This window comes from Catenulispora sp. EB89, assembly GCF_041261445.1.
In the GTDB taxonomy this organism is placed as follows: Bacteria; Actinomycetota; Actinomycetes; order Streptomycetales; family Catenulisporaceae; genus Catenulispora.
The window spans coordinates 387,163-404,330 of record NZ_JBGCCU010000007.1; the positions used below are offsets into that span (position 1 = coordinate 387,163).

General features: G+C 69.4%; 16 protein-coding genes. 6 read left to right on the top strand and 10 right to left on the bottom strand.

Annotation, left to right across the window (positions count from 1 at the left end; all coding sequences use genetic code 11):
• Window positions 1-29: 29 nt before the first annotated feature.
• Window positions 30-380 (bottom strand): hypothetical protein, encoded by a 351-nt coding sequence (locus ABH920_RS18340; RefSeq protein ID WP_370350218.1) that lies wholly within the window; start codon window positions 378-380, stop codon window positions 30-32.
• Between the two features lie 371 nt (window positions 381-751).
• Between ABH920_RS18340 and ABH920_RS18345 the strand changes: the two genes are divergently transcribed.
• Window positions 752-1,006, top strand: a complete 255-nt coding sequence (locus tag ABH920_RS18345) for a hypothetical protein (RefSeq protein ID WP_370350219.1) — start codon at window positions 752-754, stop codon at window positions 1,004-1,006.
• A 20-nt stretch (window positions 1,007-1,026) separates the two neighbouring features.
• Here the strand turns inward: ABH920_RS18345 and ABH920_RS18350 are convergent, their stop codons facing one another.
• Window positions 1,027-1,953: a hypothetical protein gene (locus ABH920_RS18350; protein WP_370350220.1), complete on the bottom strand. Its 927-nt coding sequence runs from the start codon at window positions 1,951-1,953 to the stop codon at window positions 1,027-1,029.
• Window positions 1,954-2,118: 165 nt separating this feature from the next.
• Between ABH920_RS18350 and ABH920_RS18355 the strand changes: the two genes are divergently transcribed.
• Window positions 2,119-2,193, top strand: a complete 75-nt coding sequence (locus ABH920_RS18355) for a GGIII-like transmembrane region-containing protein (RefSeq protein ID WP_370350293.1) — start codon at window positions 2,119-2,121, stop codon at window positions 2,191-2,193.
• 93 nt (window positions 2,194-2,286) lie between these two features.
• A complete protein-coding gene (locus ABH920_RS18360; protein WP_370350221.1) occupies window positions 2,287-2,697 on the top strand; it encodes an ATP-binding protein in 411 nt (136 codons plus the stop codon).
• A 109-nt stretch (window positions 2,698-2,806) separates the two neighbouring features.
• Here ABH920_RS18360 and ABH920_RS18365 read toward each other — a convergent pair whose 3' ends face one another.
• Window positions 2,807-4,075: an alpha/beta fold hydrolase gene (locus ABH920_RS18365; RefSeq protein WP_370350222.1), complete on the bottom strand. Its 1,269-nt coding sequence runs from the start codon at window positions 4,073-4,075 to the stop codon at window positions 2,807-2,809.
• A gap of 69 nt (window positions 4,076-4,144) precedes the next feature.
• On the bottom strand, window positions 4,145-4,954 hold the full coding sequence (locus tag ABH920_RS18370; protein ID WP_370350294.1) for a DMT family transporter: 810 nt from the start codon (window positions 4,952-4,954) through the stop codon (window positions 4,145-4,147).
• 188 nt (window positions 4,955-5,142) lie between these two features.
• On the opposite strand from ABH920_RS18370, the gene ABH920_RS18375 reads away from it, so the two are divergent.
• Window positions 5,143-5,994 carry a LysR family transcriptional regulator gene (locus tag ABH920_RS18375; protein WP_370350223.1) on the top strand — a complete coding sequence of 284 codons (852 nt, stop codon included), beginning with the start codon at window positions 5,143-5,145 and terminating at the stop codon, window positions 5,992-5,994.
• 61 nt (window positions 5,995-6,055) lie between these two features.
• Here ABH920_RS18375 and ABH920_RS18380 read toward each other — a convergent pair whose 3' ends face one another.
• From ABH920_RS18380 to ABH920_RS18395, 4 genes are read right to left on the bottom strand one after another with little or no spacing between them, the layout of a single operon-like run.
• Complete coding sequence (locus tag ABH920_RS18380; protein WP_370350224.1) at window positions 6,056-6,493, bottom strand: VOC family protein; 438 nt, start codon at window positions 6,491-6,493, stop codon at window positions 6,056-6,058.
• A 47-nt stretch (window positions 6,494-6,540) separates the two neighbouring features.
• Window positions 6,541-7,002 carry a helix-turn-helix transcriptional regulator gene (locus ABH920_RS18385; RefSeq protein WP_370350225.1) on the bottom strand — a complete coding sequence of 154 codons (462 nt, stop codon included), beginning with the start codon at window positions 7,000-7,002 and terminating at the stop codon, window positions 6,541-6,543.
• Entirely contained in the window at window positions 6,999-7,589 is a 591-nt protein-coding gene (locus tag ABH920_RS18390) for a hypothetical protein (protein ID WP_370350226.1), read from the bottom strand. The genes ABH920_RS18385 and ABH920_RS18390 overlap by 4 nt, the downstream gene beginning before the upstream one ends.
• 45 nt (window positions 7,590-7,634) lie before the next feature.
• Window positions 7,635-8,345: a YbhB/YbcL family Raf kinase inhibitor-like protein gene (locus ABH920_RS18395; RefSeq protein ID WP_370350227.1), complete on the bottom strand. Its 711-nt coding sequence runs from the start codon at window positions 8,343-8,345 to the stop codon at window positions 7,635-7,637.
• A 117-nt stretch (window positions 8,346-8,462) separates the two neighbouring features.
• Here ABH920_RS18395 and ABH920_RS18400 point away from each other — a divergent pair, with 117 nt between their 5' ends.
• The gene (locus tag ABH920_RS18400; RefSeq protein WP_370350228.1) at window positions 8,463-9,362 is read left to right on the top strand and encodes a LysR family transcriptional regulator; all 900 of its coding nucleotides are present in this window, start codon (window positions 8,463-8,465) and stop codon (window positions 9,360-9,362) included.
• A gap of 409 nt (window positions 9,363-9,771) precedes the next feature.
• On the opposite strand, the gene ABH920_RS18405 is transcribed toward ABH920_RS18400, so the two are convergent.
• Window positions 9,772-12,945, bottom strand: coding sequence for a GH92 family glycosyl hydrolase (locus ABH920_RS18405; RefSeq protein WP_370350229.1), 3,174 nt, complete (start codon window positions 12,943-12,945; stop codon window positions 9,772-9,774).
• A 295-nt stretch (window positions 12,946-13,240) separates the two neighbouring features.
• On the opposite strand from ABH920_RS18405, the gene ABH920_RS18410 reads away from it, so the two are divergent.
• Window positions 13,241-14,128 carry a hypothetical protein gene (locus ABH920_RS18410; RefSeq protein WP_370350230.1) on the top strand — a complete coding sequence of 296 codons (888 nt, stop codon included), beginning with the start codon at window positions 13,241-13,243 and terminating at the stop codon, window positions 14,126-14,128.
• Between the two features lie 65 nt (window positions 14,129-14,193).
• On the opposite strand, the gene ABH920_RS18415 is transcribed toward ABH920_RS18410, so the two are convergent.
• A complete protein-coding gene (locus tag ABH920_RS18415) occupies window positions 14,194-16,605 on the bottom strand; it encodes a ricin-type beta-trefoil lectin domain protein (RefSeq protein WP_370350231.1) in 2,412 nt (803 codons plus the stop codon).
• Between the last annotated feature and the right edge of the window lie 563 nt (window positions 16,606-17,168).

Consider the following 17,168-nt stretch of genomic DNA (forward strand, 5'->3'; position numbering starts at 1 on the left):
CCGGGGCGAGGCCTCCTGCTGCCCAACCTTCACGAGCGCAAACAGGCCAGGACAAGCTGGGAGAGCCAGCCGAGAGTGAGCAAGGCCCGCAAACTCCGTATGGACCGGTGCCGGGACGCCGATCCGTCACGTTTCACCGGCACCCATCCGCGGCTCGGGTGCTGGTCGAAGAACCGGTCGTCGGCTCGGCGGTACATGCCCCTGAGCTCGTGGTCCAGCGCGTCACGAGCTTGTTCGTAAGCACGTGCCGCGATGCGGGCGCTGACGAGCCTGCCTTCCAGATCGGCGTAGGCCGCGGCGATCGTGTCGGGATCGCGCCCGAGCAGAGCGGCGGCGAGGCGGCGCCGCGAGGTGTCGCAGCGGACTGACGCGGCGTGCATCTCGGCTCCGGTGTAGTCGCACTCGCCGTGCAACATCTGAAGCCACGCGTCTTGCATGAGGTTTTCGGCGTGCGCCACGACGTCGAAGGCCGACCAGCATGATGTCCTGCGGTGCTGACGAGGTCTGTTCGGGAAAGGACCCATGGAATCCCCAGCGCTGTCGCCGACTGAACCGACGTGTCGACCGATGCACGGCGCCGGGGGCTGGGGCGTCGCAGAACCGTGGCCAGTGTAGCTCGACGTCCCTGATGCGGGTACCCGAGCGATCCCGCTAGTGTCCAGATCCGGCCGCTGCCCGCATACAGCGGGCCGCCGAGAAAGAAGGTGCTCCCATCATCTCCGTTCCCCCAGAACCGAAATCGGCCGGCCGTATGCGGTTCTGGCGCGACGCCGACGGCAAAGTCGTCCTCGCTCAGGCGCCCAATCTGCCGCTGATCGGCTGGCTGGTGTTCGCTGCCCTCGCCGGGATCTCCGGCGGCGGCCACTGGCGGAGCGCAGCGGGCTTCGCCAGCTCGGCCTTCTTGTTCACCTGGGCCTACCTGGAGCTGACGCAAGGCGTGAACTACTTCCGGCGGCTGCTCGGATTGGTCGTCCTGGTCGTCGTTGTCAGCTCTCACCTGCGGTGAGCGCGGCGGCCGGCTTTCGATTACTCACCGAACCAGGGCCGGTCGATGCGGTCGGCTTCGGAGAATTCCTGAGCCGGGTCGGTCAGCAGCCCGACGACCCACTCGACCGCCGTGCCGTCGAACCGGTGCCACCGGAGATCGTCGCGGTTGTGCGCCAGGATCGGCCAACGGTTCGGGTCCCGACCTTCGGTCAACCAGAAGAAGCGGTGGCCCCGCTCGGTGCTCGCCCAGAGGAGAAGTCCCCCTGGATCAGGGAAGAGACCGAACTGCTGCCAGCGGTTGACGGGATTCACAGCCGCGTAGGCCGACATCCACGAGACATTGTAAAACAGGTCCCAGGACTCGAAATCGGCATCGGGGACATGGACATTGAGCCAGCTCAGATTCGCGTCGTAGCCGAAGAGTCCTGGGCCGAAGGCCGCCACGAATTCTTTGTAGTCGGCCGGCAGCGCGGTACCCAGCCGGTCTTCGACGGACACCCAGTCGACCGCGTACGGCCCAGCACTGTTCCGGTCCGTCAGGGCGACAAGGCGCTCCACCAGTGAAGCGTCGTCCGGAAGCGCATCCGCCGCGAGCAACGCGCGCCGCGCGACGAACAAGATCACGCGCGATCCCGCCACTCCGCAGCCGATCCACCAGGCGTTGTGCGGCCAGGCATTCAGCTGGTCCAGCCCACCGGCGAACACCTCGATCGCCGCCGGCCCCGAATGCCAGGCCGGCAGCGGTACGGCGACACCGTCGACGATCAGCCGCTGCGGCTGACCGAACAGCTTGTTCAGCTCCTTGACCAGCGCCGACGCGGGCATCCCGGCGGGAACCGGCAGGCACGTGTGGCCCACTGCGTACCCGTGCTTCCGGCACCGTTCGGTCGAGGTCGCCTTCGAGCGGGCGCTCCTACCGGTCAGGTGCACGGCCATGTCGTTGAGGGCCGAGGCGGAGACGTTCATGATCGGACTGTACGGGGATCGCCGCGATCGGGCTCGCCTTTTCCGGGCGAGCGCACGGGCCTGAAAGCCGGCCATCGTTCGAGCCTTGTTTACTCGCCGCATCCATGGCCATAAGGAGCCGGTTCGAACGCAGAAACCGATAATTCAGCTGCCCAGGAGGCTCAGATGTACATCAGCGTAGGCGCCATTGTCCTCATACTCATCATCGTCCTTGTCGTGATGATGATGCGGCGGCGCTAGGTCGCGCCTGGTGATCGACGGCTGCCTGTAAACGAAGTACCGCCGGAGAGCAGACACATGGATCCTGAAGCACAATCCGAGCGAGCATCCTCCGTGGCGGACGCGGTGGAGAGCGTGTTGATCCAGGTGCCCGCCGACCCCGACTACCTGGCCGTCATCCGGTCGGCCGCCGCGCACGTCGCGACGCGGTTCGGGTGCACGCTGCCGGAGGTCGCCGACCTGCGGCTGGCGGTCGACGAGGCTTCCGGCCTGCTGCTGCGCCACACGGTCCGGGACGGACAGGCCGCCGACGGCGCGGGTGTCGGCGACCTGGAGTGCCGCTTCGTCCTCGACCCCTCGACGCTGCGGGTCGTGCTCGGCCGCCGGGCCCGGGACTCGGCGCCACCGCAGAGTGACGAGTTCGGATGGGCGATCCTGTCCGCGCTGGTGGACGACATCGTCTGGCGCGCCGAGGGCTCGACGGTGCAGGTGGAGATTCTGAAGCGCCGTGCGGCTGAGACGTGAGTCAGCGAACGCTACCGCCGCGTTGGCGAAGCGGCTCGGGAACGCGCCGCAGCCAGGGCCGCCGACATGCCTACCGGCTGGTCACCGTCACTGGAGCCCGCGCCTCACCTCAGATCTGGCCGCGCAGCATCCGCAGCAGGTGGTCGAGCACCCGCCCGCCGCTGGTGCGAAGCCCGTCGTGCTCGTACTCGTTCGTCGCCCACAGCCGCAGACCCCTGATGGCCTCGGCGGTCGGTAGCGAGTACGTGGCATCGACGTACATGTCGTCGAGGTACAGGGCGGCAACCACCGGAACCTCGTTCGCGGCCAGGCGCTGAGGATCGTAGAGGTCGGGCCAGTCCTCGCGGGCGGCCAACGCCTCGGCGGCCGCGCGCAGCGGCGCGAGGCAGGGCTGGTCGAACTGCCACGGGTAGGTCATCTCGCCGGTGAACAGCACCGGGTCGTCGCCGGCCAACGCCATGCGGGCGTCGAACTGGGGAAACTCGGCGCGGACTCGCTCGGCCGCCCAGTTCGTCGCTCCGGTGCTGCTCTGGGCGTAGGAGAGCTCGTGCATGAGCGGGTTCAGCGGCAGTTGGGCGTAGCTGAGGAGAGCCGCGGCGCGGGCGAGGAAGCCGTCGGACAACTCCGCTCCGGCCCAGGTGTTCTCGAGCAGGTAGTGCAGCACGTCCGCGCCGTCGCCCGCGCCGAGCATCAGCCCGAGTGACTGGAAGGCCTCGACGGTCAGCAAGGATCCGTCCGGCAGCGCCGCCGGACGCTCGATCAGGTGCGCGGCGACGCGGCGGACCGCGGCGGCGTCCTGCGGGTACCGGCGATAGAAAGCGGTGTTCTTGCGGTGCACGCGCGAATAGGTGGCGCGGTAGACGTCGTCGGCGGCGATGCGCAGTCCGGGAAGGCCGCCGGTGATGATCGCCTCGCGCAGGCCCTCGGGCGCGAGCGAGAGGTAGGTGACGGCGCACATGCCGCCGAAGCTCTGGCCGAGCACCGACCACGGTTCGTCGGTCAGCTCGCGCCTGATCAGTTCGGCGTCGCGGACGATGGAGTCGGCGCGGAAGTGCGCGAGGTAGTCGGCCTGCGCGGCGGGCTCGCCGCGGGCCGGGAGCGTCTGGCGGGTGATCGGGCTGGAGCGGCCGGTGCCGCGCTGGTCGAGCAGGAGGACGCGGTAGTCGTCGAGGGCGCGGTCCAGCCAGGAGTCCCGGCCGACCGGACGCGGCGGCACCATGCCGGGGCCGCCTTGCAGGAACAGCAGCCAGGGCAGCCGCTCGCGTTCGCGTCCGGCGGCCACCACCTCGCGCGCGTAGACCTCGGTGTGCTCGCCTTCGGGCTGATCGTGGTCGAGGGGGACGGAGAAGAGATGATCGGTCAGCGTGACACCGGGCATGGGGGCTCCTTTGCGACAGTGGAATGATCTTGATAAGGGCTTCGGGATACGTCAAGCGCCGTGATGGCGTCAACCGCGCCTCGGCTGAGTGAGGATGCTGATGGCGTTGGCCGCGATGATCGCCGCGATGCTCAGCCAGGCGATCACGTCGAGTCTCTGTCCCAGAACGAGCGTACCGACGACCGCGGCGAGCACCGGGTTGACGCTCATGAACAGTCCGAACGCCTGAGCGGGAACGCGGCGCAGCGTGAACAGGTCCGCGAGGAACGGCACGGCGGAGGACAGGACCCCGGCCGTGACAGCCGCACCGACCGCACCGGCGGAAGGCGTGTGGTGCACGGCGACGCCGGCCCCGAGCGGCACGTAGACCAGGGCGGACAGCCCCGCCGCGGCCGCCGTGCCCTGCGCACCGGGGATGCGCTGCCCGATGGAACGGTTGAGAAGGATGTAGAAGGCCCAGCAGGCGGCGGCGAGCAGGGCGAGCCCCATGCCGAGGTAGTCGGCGGTGGGACGCGGACGCATCAGCGCGACGACCCCCGCCGCGGCGAGGACGGCGCAGGCCAGGTCCACGCGTCTGCGCGAGCCGGCCAGCGCGATCGTGAGGGGGCCGAGGAACTCCAGGGTGACCGCCTCGCCGAGACCGATCCGGTCGATCGCGGTGTAGAGCGACAGGTTCACCACGCCGAAGACGGCCGCGAGCAGCAGCACCGGCCCCCACTGGTGCCGCGTGAAGGACCGAAGGCGGGGCCGGCCGACGGCGAGCAGCACCGCCGCCGCGACGTACTGCCGGATCGCGACGACGCCGACCGGGCCGAGCGCCGCGAAGGCCAGCGACCCGATCGCGGCGCCGAGCTGGGTCGAGAGGCCGCTGGCGAGCATCGTGCAGACCCCGGCCAAGGGCACGCTGCCGGGCGTGGCGCCGGGTGTGGCGCCGGGCCCGACACCACGCTTCGTGGGGAGGACGGCGCGGTCCGCGGCGCGAGTGGGGGCTGCTGGCATGCGTCGATCCTGTGCCGCGCCGGACCGTGCGCAAAATGCATACAGCTCGTCGGCTATACGCTTTGGTTATGGATGTCGAGCTGCGTCAGCTGCGCTGCCTCATCGCGATCGTGGACGAGGGCACGTTCACCGACGCCGCGATCTCTTTGGGCGTCTCCCAGGCTGCGGTCTCCCGCACGCTCTCAGCGCTCGAGAAGCGCCTCGGCGTACGGCTGCTGCGCCGCACGTCCCGCGAAACCTCGCCGACCGCGGTCGGACTGCGCGTCGTGGCGCACGCCCGGCGCGTGCTGGCCGAGGTCGACAACCTGGTGCAGGAGGCGAGGTCGGGCCACGCCGAACTACGGATCGGCCACGCCTGGTCGGCACTGGGCCGACGCACACTCGCCTTCCAACACCGGTGGCGGGAAGCGCACCCGGAGACGCAGATGCACCTGCTCCGCATCAACTCCCCGACCGCCGGCCTGGCCGAGGGCACCGCGGACCTGGCGGTCATCCGTCGGCCGCTGGAGGACCGCCGTTTCGAGGGCGCCATCGTGGGTCTGGAAACTCGCTGGTGCGCCCTGGCCGCCTCCGACCCCCTGGCGCGGCGCCGCTCGGTGCGCCTGGCCGATCTCAGCAGCCGCGTGCTGCTCGTCGACCAGCGCACCGGAACGACCAGCGCGGATCTGTGGCCCGCGGACGCGCGCCCCGCGACCCAGGAGAGCCGCGACATCGACGACTGGCTCACGGTCATCGCCACCGGCCGCTGCGTGGGGGTCACCGCGCAGGCCGTCGTCGACCAGTATCCCCGGCCCGGCATCGTCTACCTGCCGGTGCGCGACGCCGAACCGGTCGCCGTACGACTGACCTGGTGGCGCGACGACCCCCACCCGGCCACCCGCGCCGTGCTCGAGCTTCTTGCCGAGCTCTATCGCACCTGACCACGAGCGCGAGCCGAGCCCGAGCCCGAGAGCGCATCATGGGCGACTCGCGGGGATCGGTTCAGTCCCAGCCGATGCTCTCGTCGAGGGTTTCGCTGCGCTCCGTCAGACTGAACCAGTTCCCTGAGTCGTCACGGAACAGGGCTTCGACACCGTACGGACGCTTCTTCGGCGGCTGGACGAACTCGACGCCGCGGGCGGACAGTTCCTCGTAGGCGGCCTGGCAGTCGTCGGTGCCGATCACGCCGGCGCCGAGCACGCCCTTGGCGACCAGCGTCCTGAGCTGCTCGGCCGACTCCGGGTCGACCGCCGGCGGTCCGGGCTTCATCAGCGCCAGCTCGAGGTCGGGCTGGCCCTCGGCACCGACCGTCACCCAGCGCGCGTCCGGGCCCATCCGGGTGTCGCTGCGTACCTCGAACCCCAGCTTCTTCGTGTAGAAATCCAGAGCCGAGTCCTGGTCGAGGACCCAGATGGTGGAGATCTTCAGCCCGGTGATCATGCGCGTTCCTTTCGTCGGGGAGGCGCCGGAGCGCCCGTGGAGCCAAGTTAGGACGCCGGGGGATCATCCGCCTTCTCGAAAGTTGCGCCGGGGTTCCGGAAGCCGCCGGCCCACAGCAGGACGAAGCAGCCGGGGATCGGTGCGGGCCGGTCGCGCAGTGCCGCCTGCCGGAACTCGGTCGGTGTCTGCCCAGTGACCTGCTTGAACCGGGTGCAGAAGCTGCCCAGGCTCTCGAAGCCGACGGCCACGCAGATCTCCGTGACGGTGAGGTTGGCGCTGCGCAGCAGTTCCTGTGAGCGCTCGACCCGGCGCCGGGACAGGTACTGCCCCGGGGTTTCGGCGTAGGCCTGCTTGAACAGCCGGATGAAGTGATAGCGCGAGTAGCCCGCGTGCGCGGCGACGGCGTCCAGGTCGATCGGCTCAGCCCAGTCCCGGTCCATGAGGTCCTTCGCGCGCCGCAGCAGCCGCAGGCGCGCGAGGTTCTCATCGGCGGACGGGGTGCCGATCATGGCTCCAGTCTGTCACGCGCGCGGTCCAGGAACCGGGTGAGGCCGTCGACCACCGCGGGGGTGTTCGGGACGACGTGGCCCCCGCCGTGGGTGAGGATCACGGGATCGACGAACTGCTCGGCGAGGTCCCGGGACTCGGGCGGGGGGATGACCCGGTCGGCGTGGCCGATGATGTGGACCGACGGGACGGTGAACCGGGAGCGGTAGATCTCGGCGTGTTCTGGTGCGTCGTTCTTGAAGCCGCCGACCATGACCGCGAAGTCGAACGCGATCGGCGACTGCGGGTCGCCGAGCTGCGCGCCCCGCATCCCGGCCAGGAGTCCGGTCATCGCAGCGCCCTGGCTGAAGCCGAAGACGCCGTCGAATCGGGGCTGTGCGGCGAACAGGTCCAGGGCCCACGCGCGGCTGCGGTCCCAGCCGCGCGCGGGGGAGTGCCACCAGCCGAAGTCCCGCTCGGCCAGCGACGGGGCGTCGACGTGGACGAACTCCACGCCGCGCAGGGACGAGGCCAGCGGGTGCAGCTGCCGGCGCAGGATGTCGGCGCTGCCGTGGTAGCCGTGCAGGGCCAGGATGCGAAGGTCACGCATGGGAAAGCCCTCCAAGGGGGCGGCAGCGTCGATGACGGATCAGGGCTACTTCAGTTCGGTCGGGCAGATGATGGTGGCGCGCGCGATGGTGTGGCCTGCGATGGTGAAGCCGAGGAAGGCGCCGCTGGCGTCCGCGCCGACGCCGGACTTCGGGACGTCCAGTGCGGTGACGGTGATGTAGTAGTAGTGCTTGCCGCTGCCCTTCGGCGGGGCGCCGCCGACGTAGCGGTGCATCCCGGCGTCGCCGCCGAGCTCCAGCGCACCGGCCGGCAGCGCGGTGCTGTTCGGCGCGCCGGCGTTCAGCGGCAGGGAGGTGGTGCCGGCCGGGATGTCGGCCACGACCCAGTGCCAGAAACCGCTTCCGGTCGGGGCCTGCGGGTCGTACATGGTGACCACGAAGCTCTTGGTCGCCTTGGGGAAGCCCGACCACGACAGCTCCGGCGAGACGTCCTTGCCGCCGGGGGCTCCGAACAGGCCGGACAGCTGGGCGGCCGGCAGCGGTCTGCCGTTCTTCACGGTGGTGCTGTCGACGTCGAAGGACGGTACGTGCGGCAAGTACTGGTATGGGTTGGGCCCGGGGGTGTCGTGCGTGCCCCTGGCGTCCGCGGCCAGCGCCACACCGGCCGGCGCGGCAGCTGCGGCCTGCTTGGCCGCCGGGTGGCCGGCACCGCAGGCGGCGGTGAGCGCGAGCAGACCCGCGCACCCTGAGACGGTCAACGCGCGCACCGTGCGGTGCGGGAAGCGACCGGAAGACATAGTGGACTCCGTGATCATCAAGTGGCTCAGCGTGCTGCCGAACCGATGCGTTCATCCTCCGCGCACGGTTCCCATATGTCCAACTTGTAGAAGTTCTGATTGCGATAACCTGGATGCATGGCAGTCACTCTGCGTCAACTCGAGTACTTCGTCGCCGTCGTCGACACCGGATCCTTCACCGCGGCCGCCGCTGAGCTGCACGTCTCGCAGCCCGGTCTGTCGCACCAGATCCAGGCGCTGGAACGAGAGCTGGGCGGCCCGCTCCTGGAACGCCTGCCGCGCGACATCCGCCTCACCCCGGCGGGCCGGACGGCTCTGCCGCACGCCCGGGCCAGCCTCGCCCACGCCGAGCGCACGGCGAGCGCGGCCAAGCGTGCCTCGGGGGTGGACGCCGGCGAGCTGCACGTCGGCACGCTGTACTCGATCAGCGTCGGGGTCCTGCCCAAGGCCCTGCGTCACTGGCGCGCGAGCTACCCGGACGTCCAGGTCCGCCTCGTCGAGTTCCGCCGCACCGAAGACCTCATCGCCGCCATGGAAGCCGGGCAGGCCGACGTCGCGGTCGGCCCCACCCCGCCGAACTGGAGCGGCCCGGTCGCGGCGATCGGCGTCGAGGAGTTCGTCGTCGCCGCTCCGGCCGACACCGATCTGGGACCGGCCGGGGACACCGTCCGCCTCGCCGACCTGGCCGGACGGCACTGGGTGCACTTCACCCCGCCGAGCGGACTGTGCGACATCCTCGACGCCGCCTGCGGCGCGGCCGGCTTCGAACCGCTCCCGGCGATCCGCACCGAACAGGCGCCCTCGGCCCTGTCGCTCGCCGAGGAGGGACTGGGGCTGACGCTCGTCCCGGGCAACGTCGTACCACCGGGCTTCGCCGGCCGGCTGCTGTGGCCGGAGCCGCCGGTCAGCCGCGAACTGTCGGTCTACACGCGGGTCCGGCCGGACCCGATCACCGCCGCTTTCGTCGCGGCCATCACTGGGAGCATGCTGGCCACGCCGTCGTATCTGCGCGGCTGATCGGCACGCACTCAGCCGAGGAACACTCGCGCAGCAGGACCCTGCTCAGGGTGATCCAGGGCGTCATCGCCGATGGACTGGCAGGGCGTGGGAATGGGCAGAACCGCCTGCCGTTGTCGAGCGCGATCAGCATGGCGCCGTCGACCGTCGACCGCCGACCGCCGACCGCCGACCGCCGACCGCCGCGGATGCCTGATGCCTGATGCCTGATGCCGGATGCCGGATGCCGGATGCCGGATCCTGGATCCCGGATGCCAGCGGCCAGCGGCCAGCACGTCCTCGCCGCGCAGATCCGGGACTCGGGACTCGAGCGGGCGGCCGGCCTCGGCGCACCGGCCGCCCTTCTCCTGGCTGGATCGGCCAGAGCCTTGAGCCGCGGAAGGCTACCGGGCCCCGGTCGGCTGTGCTCTCAGCTGATGGTCCACTGCTGGAGGGCCGAGCCGCTGTTGGCCTGTTGCGTCACCAGCGATCCGTCCGCGTTCGAGGCGGTGGTCAGCAACAGTCCGCTGTTCTGCGAGGCGATGGTGTAGCCGCTGCCGCTGGTGAGCGGTGTGATGATCCAGTGCTGGTTGGCGCCGCCATGGCAGGTCCATTGGATCACCTGTGCGCCGGGGGAGGTGGACGCTCCCGAGACGTCGATGCACAGGTTCGATTGGCCGTTCACGATCTGATAGGAACCGTCGGACTGCTGCGTGAACACCCAGCTCTGGTTGCTGCCGCCGGTCGGGGTCCAGGTGATCAGTTGCGTTCCCGCTGTCGTGGAGTGATTCGGATCGTCCAGCGCCTTGCCGGAAGCGATCAGCGTGTGTGGACCGTTCGAGATCCCGCCGCCGCTGGAACCGGTGACCGTCAACGCGTAGGTCACCGAATGTGTCGCCGACCCGGCCGACCCGGTGATCGAGACCGGGTAGGTGCCGGCCGGGGTCGATGCCGACGTGGAGATCGTCACCGTGCTCGATCCGCCGGCGGTCACCGATGACGGGCTGAACGAGGCCGTCGCGCCAGTGGGAAGTCCGCCGGCACTCAGCGCCACCGACTGCGCCGACCCCGACACCACGGCGGTGTTCACCGTCGCAGTAGCCGAAGAACCAGCCACCACCGAACCCGACGAAGGACCGACCGCCAACGAGAAGTCATTGCCTGGAGCCGATCCGGTGTCGAAGGACGGCGGGGCGTCGGACGCGGCCGCGCCCCACGAGGTGTTCGCGCTGGTGCCGAGGGTTTCGTCGAGGGTGCCGCCGCCGGCGACGAACGACTCCGGCAACCAGGGCTTGGTCGACGGCGCGCCGTTGACGTTCAGGCTCTGGACGTACGGAGCGCCGGTCGCCGCCGCGGGTGCGTTGACGGTGATCGTCACGCCGTTGCTGCGATGGACGACGACCTGCGTGAACAGCGGCGAGCCGAGCAGCAGTTCGGAGCGGCCCGGCGCCAGGGGGTACAGGCCCGTCGCGGCCCACACGTACCAGGACGACATGGCGCCGAGGTCGTCCTGCCCCGGGATGCCGCCGGGGGTGTCGCTCCACAGCGTGTCGACGACCTGCCGCACGGTGTTCTGGGTCTGATACGGCTGCCCGGCGAAGTCGTACAGCCACGGGTCGCCGATCGACGGCTCGTTGCTCAGGTCGGACGTGGTGCCGTCGCCGCCGGTCAGAGCCCAGGTGCCGTCCGCGTTGTGGAAGTACTGGTCCAGCCGGGACGCCGCCGTGGCGTTGCCGCCCATCGCGGTGAACAACCCGTTGACGTTGTACGGCACCATCCACGTGTACTGGGCCGCGCTGCCCTCGGCGAAGCCGTCCTCGGTGCCCGGGCTGAACGAGGGCCAGGTGCCGTCGGAGTTGCGCTGCTGGATGTAGCCGCCGTTGGCCGCGTTGAAGACCTTCTTCCAGCCCTGCGCCCGGTTGAGGAACGTGGCCGCCGTCGAGGTGTCGCCGAGTCGCCCGGCGAGGGTGGATATCCCGAAGTCGGCGGCTCCGTCCTCCAGCGTCTCGCCGGCCCCGCCCCAGGCGTTGCTGTCAGCGGGCACGTAGCCGAGCGAGAGGTACTTGTCGAGCGAGGGCCGTTCGCCCACCACCATCACGTTCCAGCCGGCCGAGCTGAGATCGTCGGACGTGACCGTGGTAGCGGCGTGCACCATCGACGCGAGGGCGCCGGCGGCGTCGAAGGAAGTGCCCCCGAAGGCGTAGATGCTCGAGACCGCGGCGTGCCCGGGGTCGCCGGTCATCACGTGGGTGCCGCCCTGGTTGTGCGTCCAGCGGTCCCACACGCCGTTGTTCTGGCTGGCCTGGTTGTACAACGACTGGGCCATGTCGGCGCCGACGTCCGGTTCCAGCAACGTGACGAGCTGCACCTGGTCCCGGTAGACGTCCCAGCCGGAGAAGTTGGCGTACTGGGCCTTCTGCGCCCCGGAAACCGCGTGCACCTGTTCGTCCATGCCCATGTACTGGCCGTTGACGTCGCTGAACACGTTGGGATGCAGCAGGGAGTGGTACAGGGCGGTGTAGAACGTGGCTTGTTGGGCGCCGGTGCCGCCGCTGACGCCGATCCGGTCCAGCGCGGTGTTCCAGGCGTCGTGGGCCTGCTGCCGCACCGTGTCGAAGCTGGTCCCCGCGGGGTTCTCGGCGTTCAGATTGGCCTGGGCGTTGGCTTGGCTGACGTAGGAGATGCCGACCCGCACGCCCACGGTGCTGCCGGCGGAGGTGTCGAAGGTGACGTAGCCTCCGGAACCGTTTCCGGCGACCGGGAAGCCGTTGGAATCCCAACCGGTGCCGCCGCTGGCGCTGGTCCCGCCGGCGGTGACCGTGCCGTTGTTCCACGTCCCCGTGGAGGTCATCGGGTGGTCGAAGGCTGCGACGAAGTACAGGGTGTAGTAGCTGCGCTGGTCGATCGGGTTGATGTAGCCGCAGAAGTTTCCGCTGGTCACCGATCCGCTGATGGTGCTCGCCGCGGCGTCGATGGTGGTGCTCGCCGCGGAGCTGCCGACTTCCGAGTTGGAGGTGCGCACCAGCAGCGAGGCCGGGCTGCCGGTCGGGTAGGTGATCCGGCCCGCCCCGGTGTGCGTGGTCGCGCTCAGCTCGACCGTGACGCCCGAATCCAGCCCGACCTTGTAGTAGCCCGCGGTGGCGGTCTCGTTCGCGTGCGAGAAGGTGCTGGCGTAGGTGGCGTCGGAGGTGTCCGAGCTGGGGGACGTGGACACCGAAGAGGTGATCGGCAGAAACGGCACGTCGCCCGAGGCACCCGCGCAGCCGGTGCCGGACAGGTGGGTGAGGCTGAAGCCGCGGATCTTCGGGTCGTCGTAGCTGTACCCGCCCGGCTCCACTTCCTGGGTCTGGTCCCCGGCCGTGTTCTCCGGGCTCCACTGCACCATTCCGAAGGGCGTCGCCGCTCCCGGCACGGTCTCGCCGTGGTTCTGCGAACCTATCAGGGTGTTTACGACGCTGGCGGGATCCGTGACCGCCGCGTACGCCTGGCGCACCGCCTGCGGTCCCGCGAGCGCGGCCGTGATGACGAGCGCCAGGCTCAGAGACGTGCCCAGGGCGTGGCGTGCGCGCCTGCCGAGTCTGTACCGGACCAATCGACGTGACATGGGCAGACCTCCAGAGGACGGGCCGGATCGGCGGGCGTTCACAGGCTGGTTGGCATCCTGTGACGGCCCGGGACCCGTCGCAATATCCGAATATCCGGAGCCTTAAGGGATATGGACGGTCGCTGCGCGACTGTCTAGACTTCCCGCTCCGGCCGGCGTAGCGCCGGAAGGTCAAGCCCGGAGATGTTTGACGCCCCTGGTGCGGTTGCGTTTGCTCCCGTTCGGACGCACGCTTATAATTGTTCGAATTTCGTGCTTCCTGTGTGATCGAGTCACGCATACCAGGGATCGACCTATGCCTAGCCCCCAGGGGACCGTCCGCGTCGGGTCCGGATTTCCGGACCAGACTTTGGTGAGCTTCCACGACCTGCTCCGGATGGCGATTCGGCATCGAAGGCTGACTCTGCAGGTGGTCTGCAAACGTCTCGCAGCGCGCGGATACCCGATCGGGGTGTCCACCCTGGGCGACTGGCAGCACGGCAAGGCTCGGCCCGCCTCAGTACCCGCCGTCCAGGCTTTGGAGGAGGTACTCGGGCTGCCGCATCAAGCGCTGACCGACCTCATTCCACGCACTGAGCTCAGCGAGCGTCACGGAGCACTGGGCGAACTGCTCGACGAGTGGCCAGGAGCCCGTGAGCGCACCGTCGACGTGCTGTCGCACCACGATCGCGCCTGGGTCAACGAGATCGGGCAGGTCTGGCGGATCGCGTCACGGATGGTGGTGAGAGCCCGGCGCGACGGCGTCGACCGCTATGTTCTGCGGCACTTCGCCGACCCGGGCTCGGCCCTGAACCGCATCGACATCGAAGCTGTCGCCAACTGCACGGTCGGGCAGGTTCGGTGGCACGCGCACGAACCGGTGATGGTCGCCGAACTCCGATTCGGCCAGCGCCTGAAGGCGAACGAGACCTGGCTGCTGGAATACCGCTGGACCAATCCCACCGGAGAGCCCAGCTCTTTGCTCGCCCACGCGGTACGTCACCGCACCGAGCAGTACATCATGGAGATCGTCTTCGACCGGGCCGCACTGCCGGTGGCGTGCCACGCCTTCGTCCAAAGCGATCTGTACAAGCCGATCCGCCCCACGACAGCCCTTGAGGTCAACAGCCACCACACGGTCCACCTCATCGGGACTTCGTTGCTGACCGGCGTGCAGGGCATCAGCTGGCACCTTCCGACCTGAGGCGGTGCCGCGCGTCCGCCCCTGGGGGAGGACGCGCGGCACCGTGGTTCACGGGTCTGTCTGCCTCAGCTCGAAGGCGTCGAAGGCAGCGTCCATTGCTGGTTCAGACCGCCGTTGCAGTCCCAGATCTCCAGTTGGGTGCCGTTGGTGGTGTTGGATGCCGGGTCGTCGAGGCAGCGGCCGGAGGAGGGATTGACCAGCGTGCTGCCGACGGCCTCCCACTGCTGGTTGCCGCCGTTGTTGCAGTCCCAGATCTCGGCCAGGGTGCCGTTGGCGGTCCCGGCCCCGGTGATGTCGAGGCACTTGCCGTTGATCTGGAGCGTCCCGCCGGTGTACGTCCACTGCTGTGCGCCGCTGTTGTTGCAGTCCCAGATCTGGACCTTGGTGCCGTTGACGGCCGAGCCGGTGTTGTCGTCCAGGCACTTGCCGGCGATGCCGGAGGTGACCGGGCCGGTCGGGGGCTGGGCCGTGCCGCTGCCCGGGATGACGGTGAGGTTGTCGAACTCGTCGGTCTGGTAGCCGACGACGCCGATGCCGACCTGCCCGGACAGGAACGTGCCGTCGTTGACGGTGCTCACGGTGCCGCCGTCGATCGTGGCGGTGATCTGCGTCCCCTGGAAGCCCAGCGACACGGTGTGCCAGCGGTCGGTGCCCAGCGCCGTGGTCGTGCCGCTGGCCAGGGTGGTCGCCGCGCCGCTGGCGTAGTTCTTGACGATCGACCAGGCGCCGGTGTCCGACACCCGGAACTTGTACAGGTCCTGGTTTCCCTGCGGCCGCGACTGCGTACCGGCCCGGCCCAGGAGCTCGGCGGTGCCGGCCTGCTGCAGGTCGACGTCGGCCTGCACGGTGTAGTTGGACCAGGTCTGGTCGCCGAGCAGGGAGAAGGCGTCGGAGTCGTTCTGCCACTCGATCGGCATGACCGGGGTGACCTGCTGCAGGCACTGCCCGGAACGGCCGTCGGTGCACGGCCGGGCCTCGAACGAGCCTTGCATGTCCGAGAAGTAGCGGGCCTCGGTGTTCGTCGCGGTGGACTCGAAGTTGTCGCTGTACGGCAGGGGGAGGGCGGCGTTCGCCGGAGCCGTCGCGGTGCCCTTGCCCTGGCCGGTCGTCGTCGTGATCGAGTACACGTACCCCGGCTGGACGGTCAGCGAGTAGCTGCCGTTCGACGGCGTGATGTCCTGGGCGTGGACCAGGGCCGAGGCGCTGCTCGGGTTGTTGACGTCGGTCGACCAGACGTGCACCGGACCGGTGGACAGGCCGCCGCTGACGTTGATGGTGACGGTCTGCGCGGCGCTTGCCGTCGTCGTCTCGATGATCGAGGTGTAGTCGCTGTTGTTCGTCGACTTCAGGGTGACGTAGGACCCGTTGGACTCCGCGCCGCCCAGGTAGCCGGACCCGGCGTCCAGGAACTGCCAGCCGGGCTGCGTGAACTGGGTGACCTGCGCGGTGGCCCAGGTGTTGGCGCCGACCGAGTAGGCACCGGACCACGGCGAGCCGGCGGTCATCAGACCCACGGTGGCGTAGGGGAGGTTCGGGTAGATCGCGGCGATCAGCGGCCAGTTGAAGTAGCTGGTCATCTTGGCGTCGACGTAGCCGCGGGTGATGGAGCGGATCAGCGCGGGCGCGCCGGTGTTCATGTCCTGCGATCCGTTCTCACTGGCCCACAGCGGCTTGCCGTTCTGCTGCGCGGCCGGATCGCTGGAGCAGGTGTCGGCGCTGCCGCCGTCACCCCCGGCGCAGGGGTAGTGCGCGCCCCAGATGGACACGGCGTTGTTGAACGCCGAGTTGGAGGCGGCGGCGTCCGCGGCGTCCCAGCCGCTGTCGTCGGCGACGATCTTCACCGAGCCGTAGCCGGCGTTGTTCAGCGCGGTGCGCAGGCTGATGTACCAGTTCGCGTCGAAGCCGCGCTCGTTCCAGCCGCCGAGGTAGGACACCGGGACGCCGTCGGCCTTGGCGCAGCCGAGCCAGCTGATGAGGTAGTTGATGGTGTCGGTGGACCAGAACCCGCCGTTGATCCAGCCCGGCGCGGCCCACGCCAGGCCGTAGAAGGCGATGTTGGGATTGCGCGCCTTGGCCTGCTGCGCGAGCCAGAACTCGTACCCGGCGTTGCAGTTGATCACGCCGCGCGTGTGCTCGATCGACGGCTCCGAGCCGTCGGTGGAGTTGGCGTCGCCGCCGATCTCCAGCTTCAACATCTGCAGGTCGGCGCCATAGCCGGGCTTGAACAGGTAGTCCAGGATCTGCGCCTGCTGGGCCGCCGGATAGTCCCGCAACAGCCGCGAGTTTCCACCGCCGCCGCTGATGGCACCGATGCCGTCGAAGGTCCGTCCACCGCTGGCACCGTTCGCGGAGATCGTGGTGGACGTCGCGGCGTGCGCGGGACTGGGACTGCCGGCGACGAAGAACATCGCGGCGAGCAGTGCGGCAAGGGCGAGACACCAGAGCTGTCTGAATCGTCGGGTGCGGGTTGCGCTCATCGATCGATCTTCCTTTCCGGACGGGTCGGCCGGCTCTCGCCGACGATCGTCGACCACGGTGACGCGCTGCCGAACGGCAGACGTGAGGCGACGGAGCGCGCGGCGCACGGTGGCACGGTGGATCGGTGACACGGTGTATCGGTGGCACGGCGGATCGGCTGCCGGCCCCGGGGTGGATCAGGGTCCTGTCAGCCGGCAGATCGACACGTGCCGCTCCGTCGCAGGGTGCTTGGATACTCGCGCCGTGCCGGAGGCGGGCGGTCGACCGGCAGCCGGTGAGTCACCGTGTTGCATCGTGATTACTTCTGCGCGGTTCTGTCAATAGTCCGGAACCGATTTCCGAGATTTCAACGTGATCCACCACCTCGAGCCGGGCCGGCAGCCGATTCGTCCATGATCGGCACGGTCCGCTACCTTGACAGAGGTTTGAGTCACTCGGATACTCACCTCGACAGCTGAAGTGGGAACGTTCACATGGCGCGGGCAGGGCGTCGACGGTGCGATCATCGCAGCGAGCACAGCCAGGTCGGACGATGTCCCCCTGACTGTGCTCACCAGGTGTG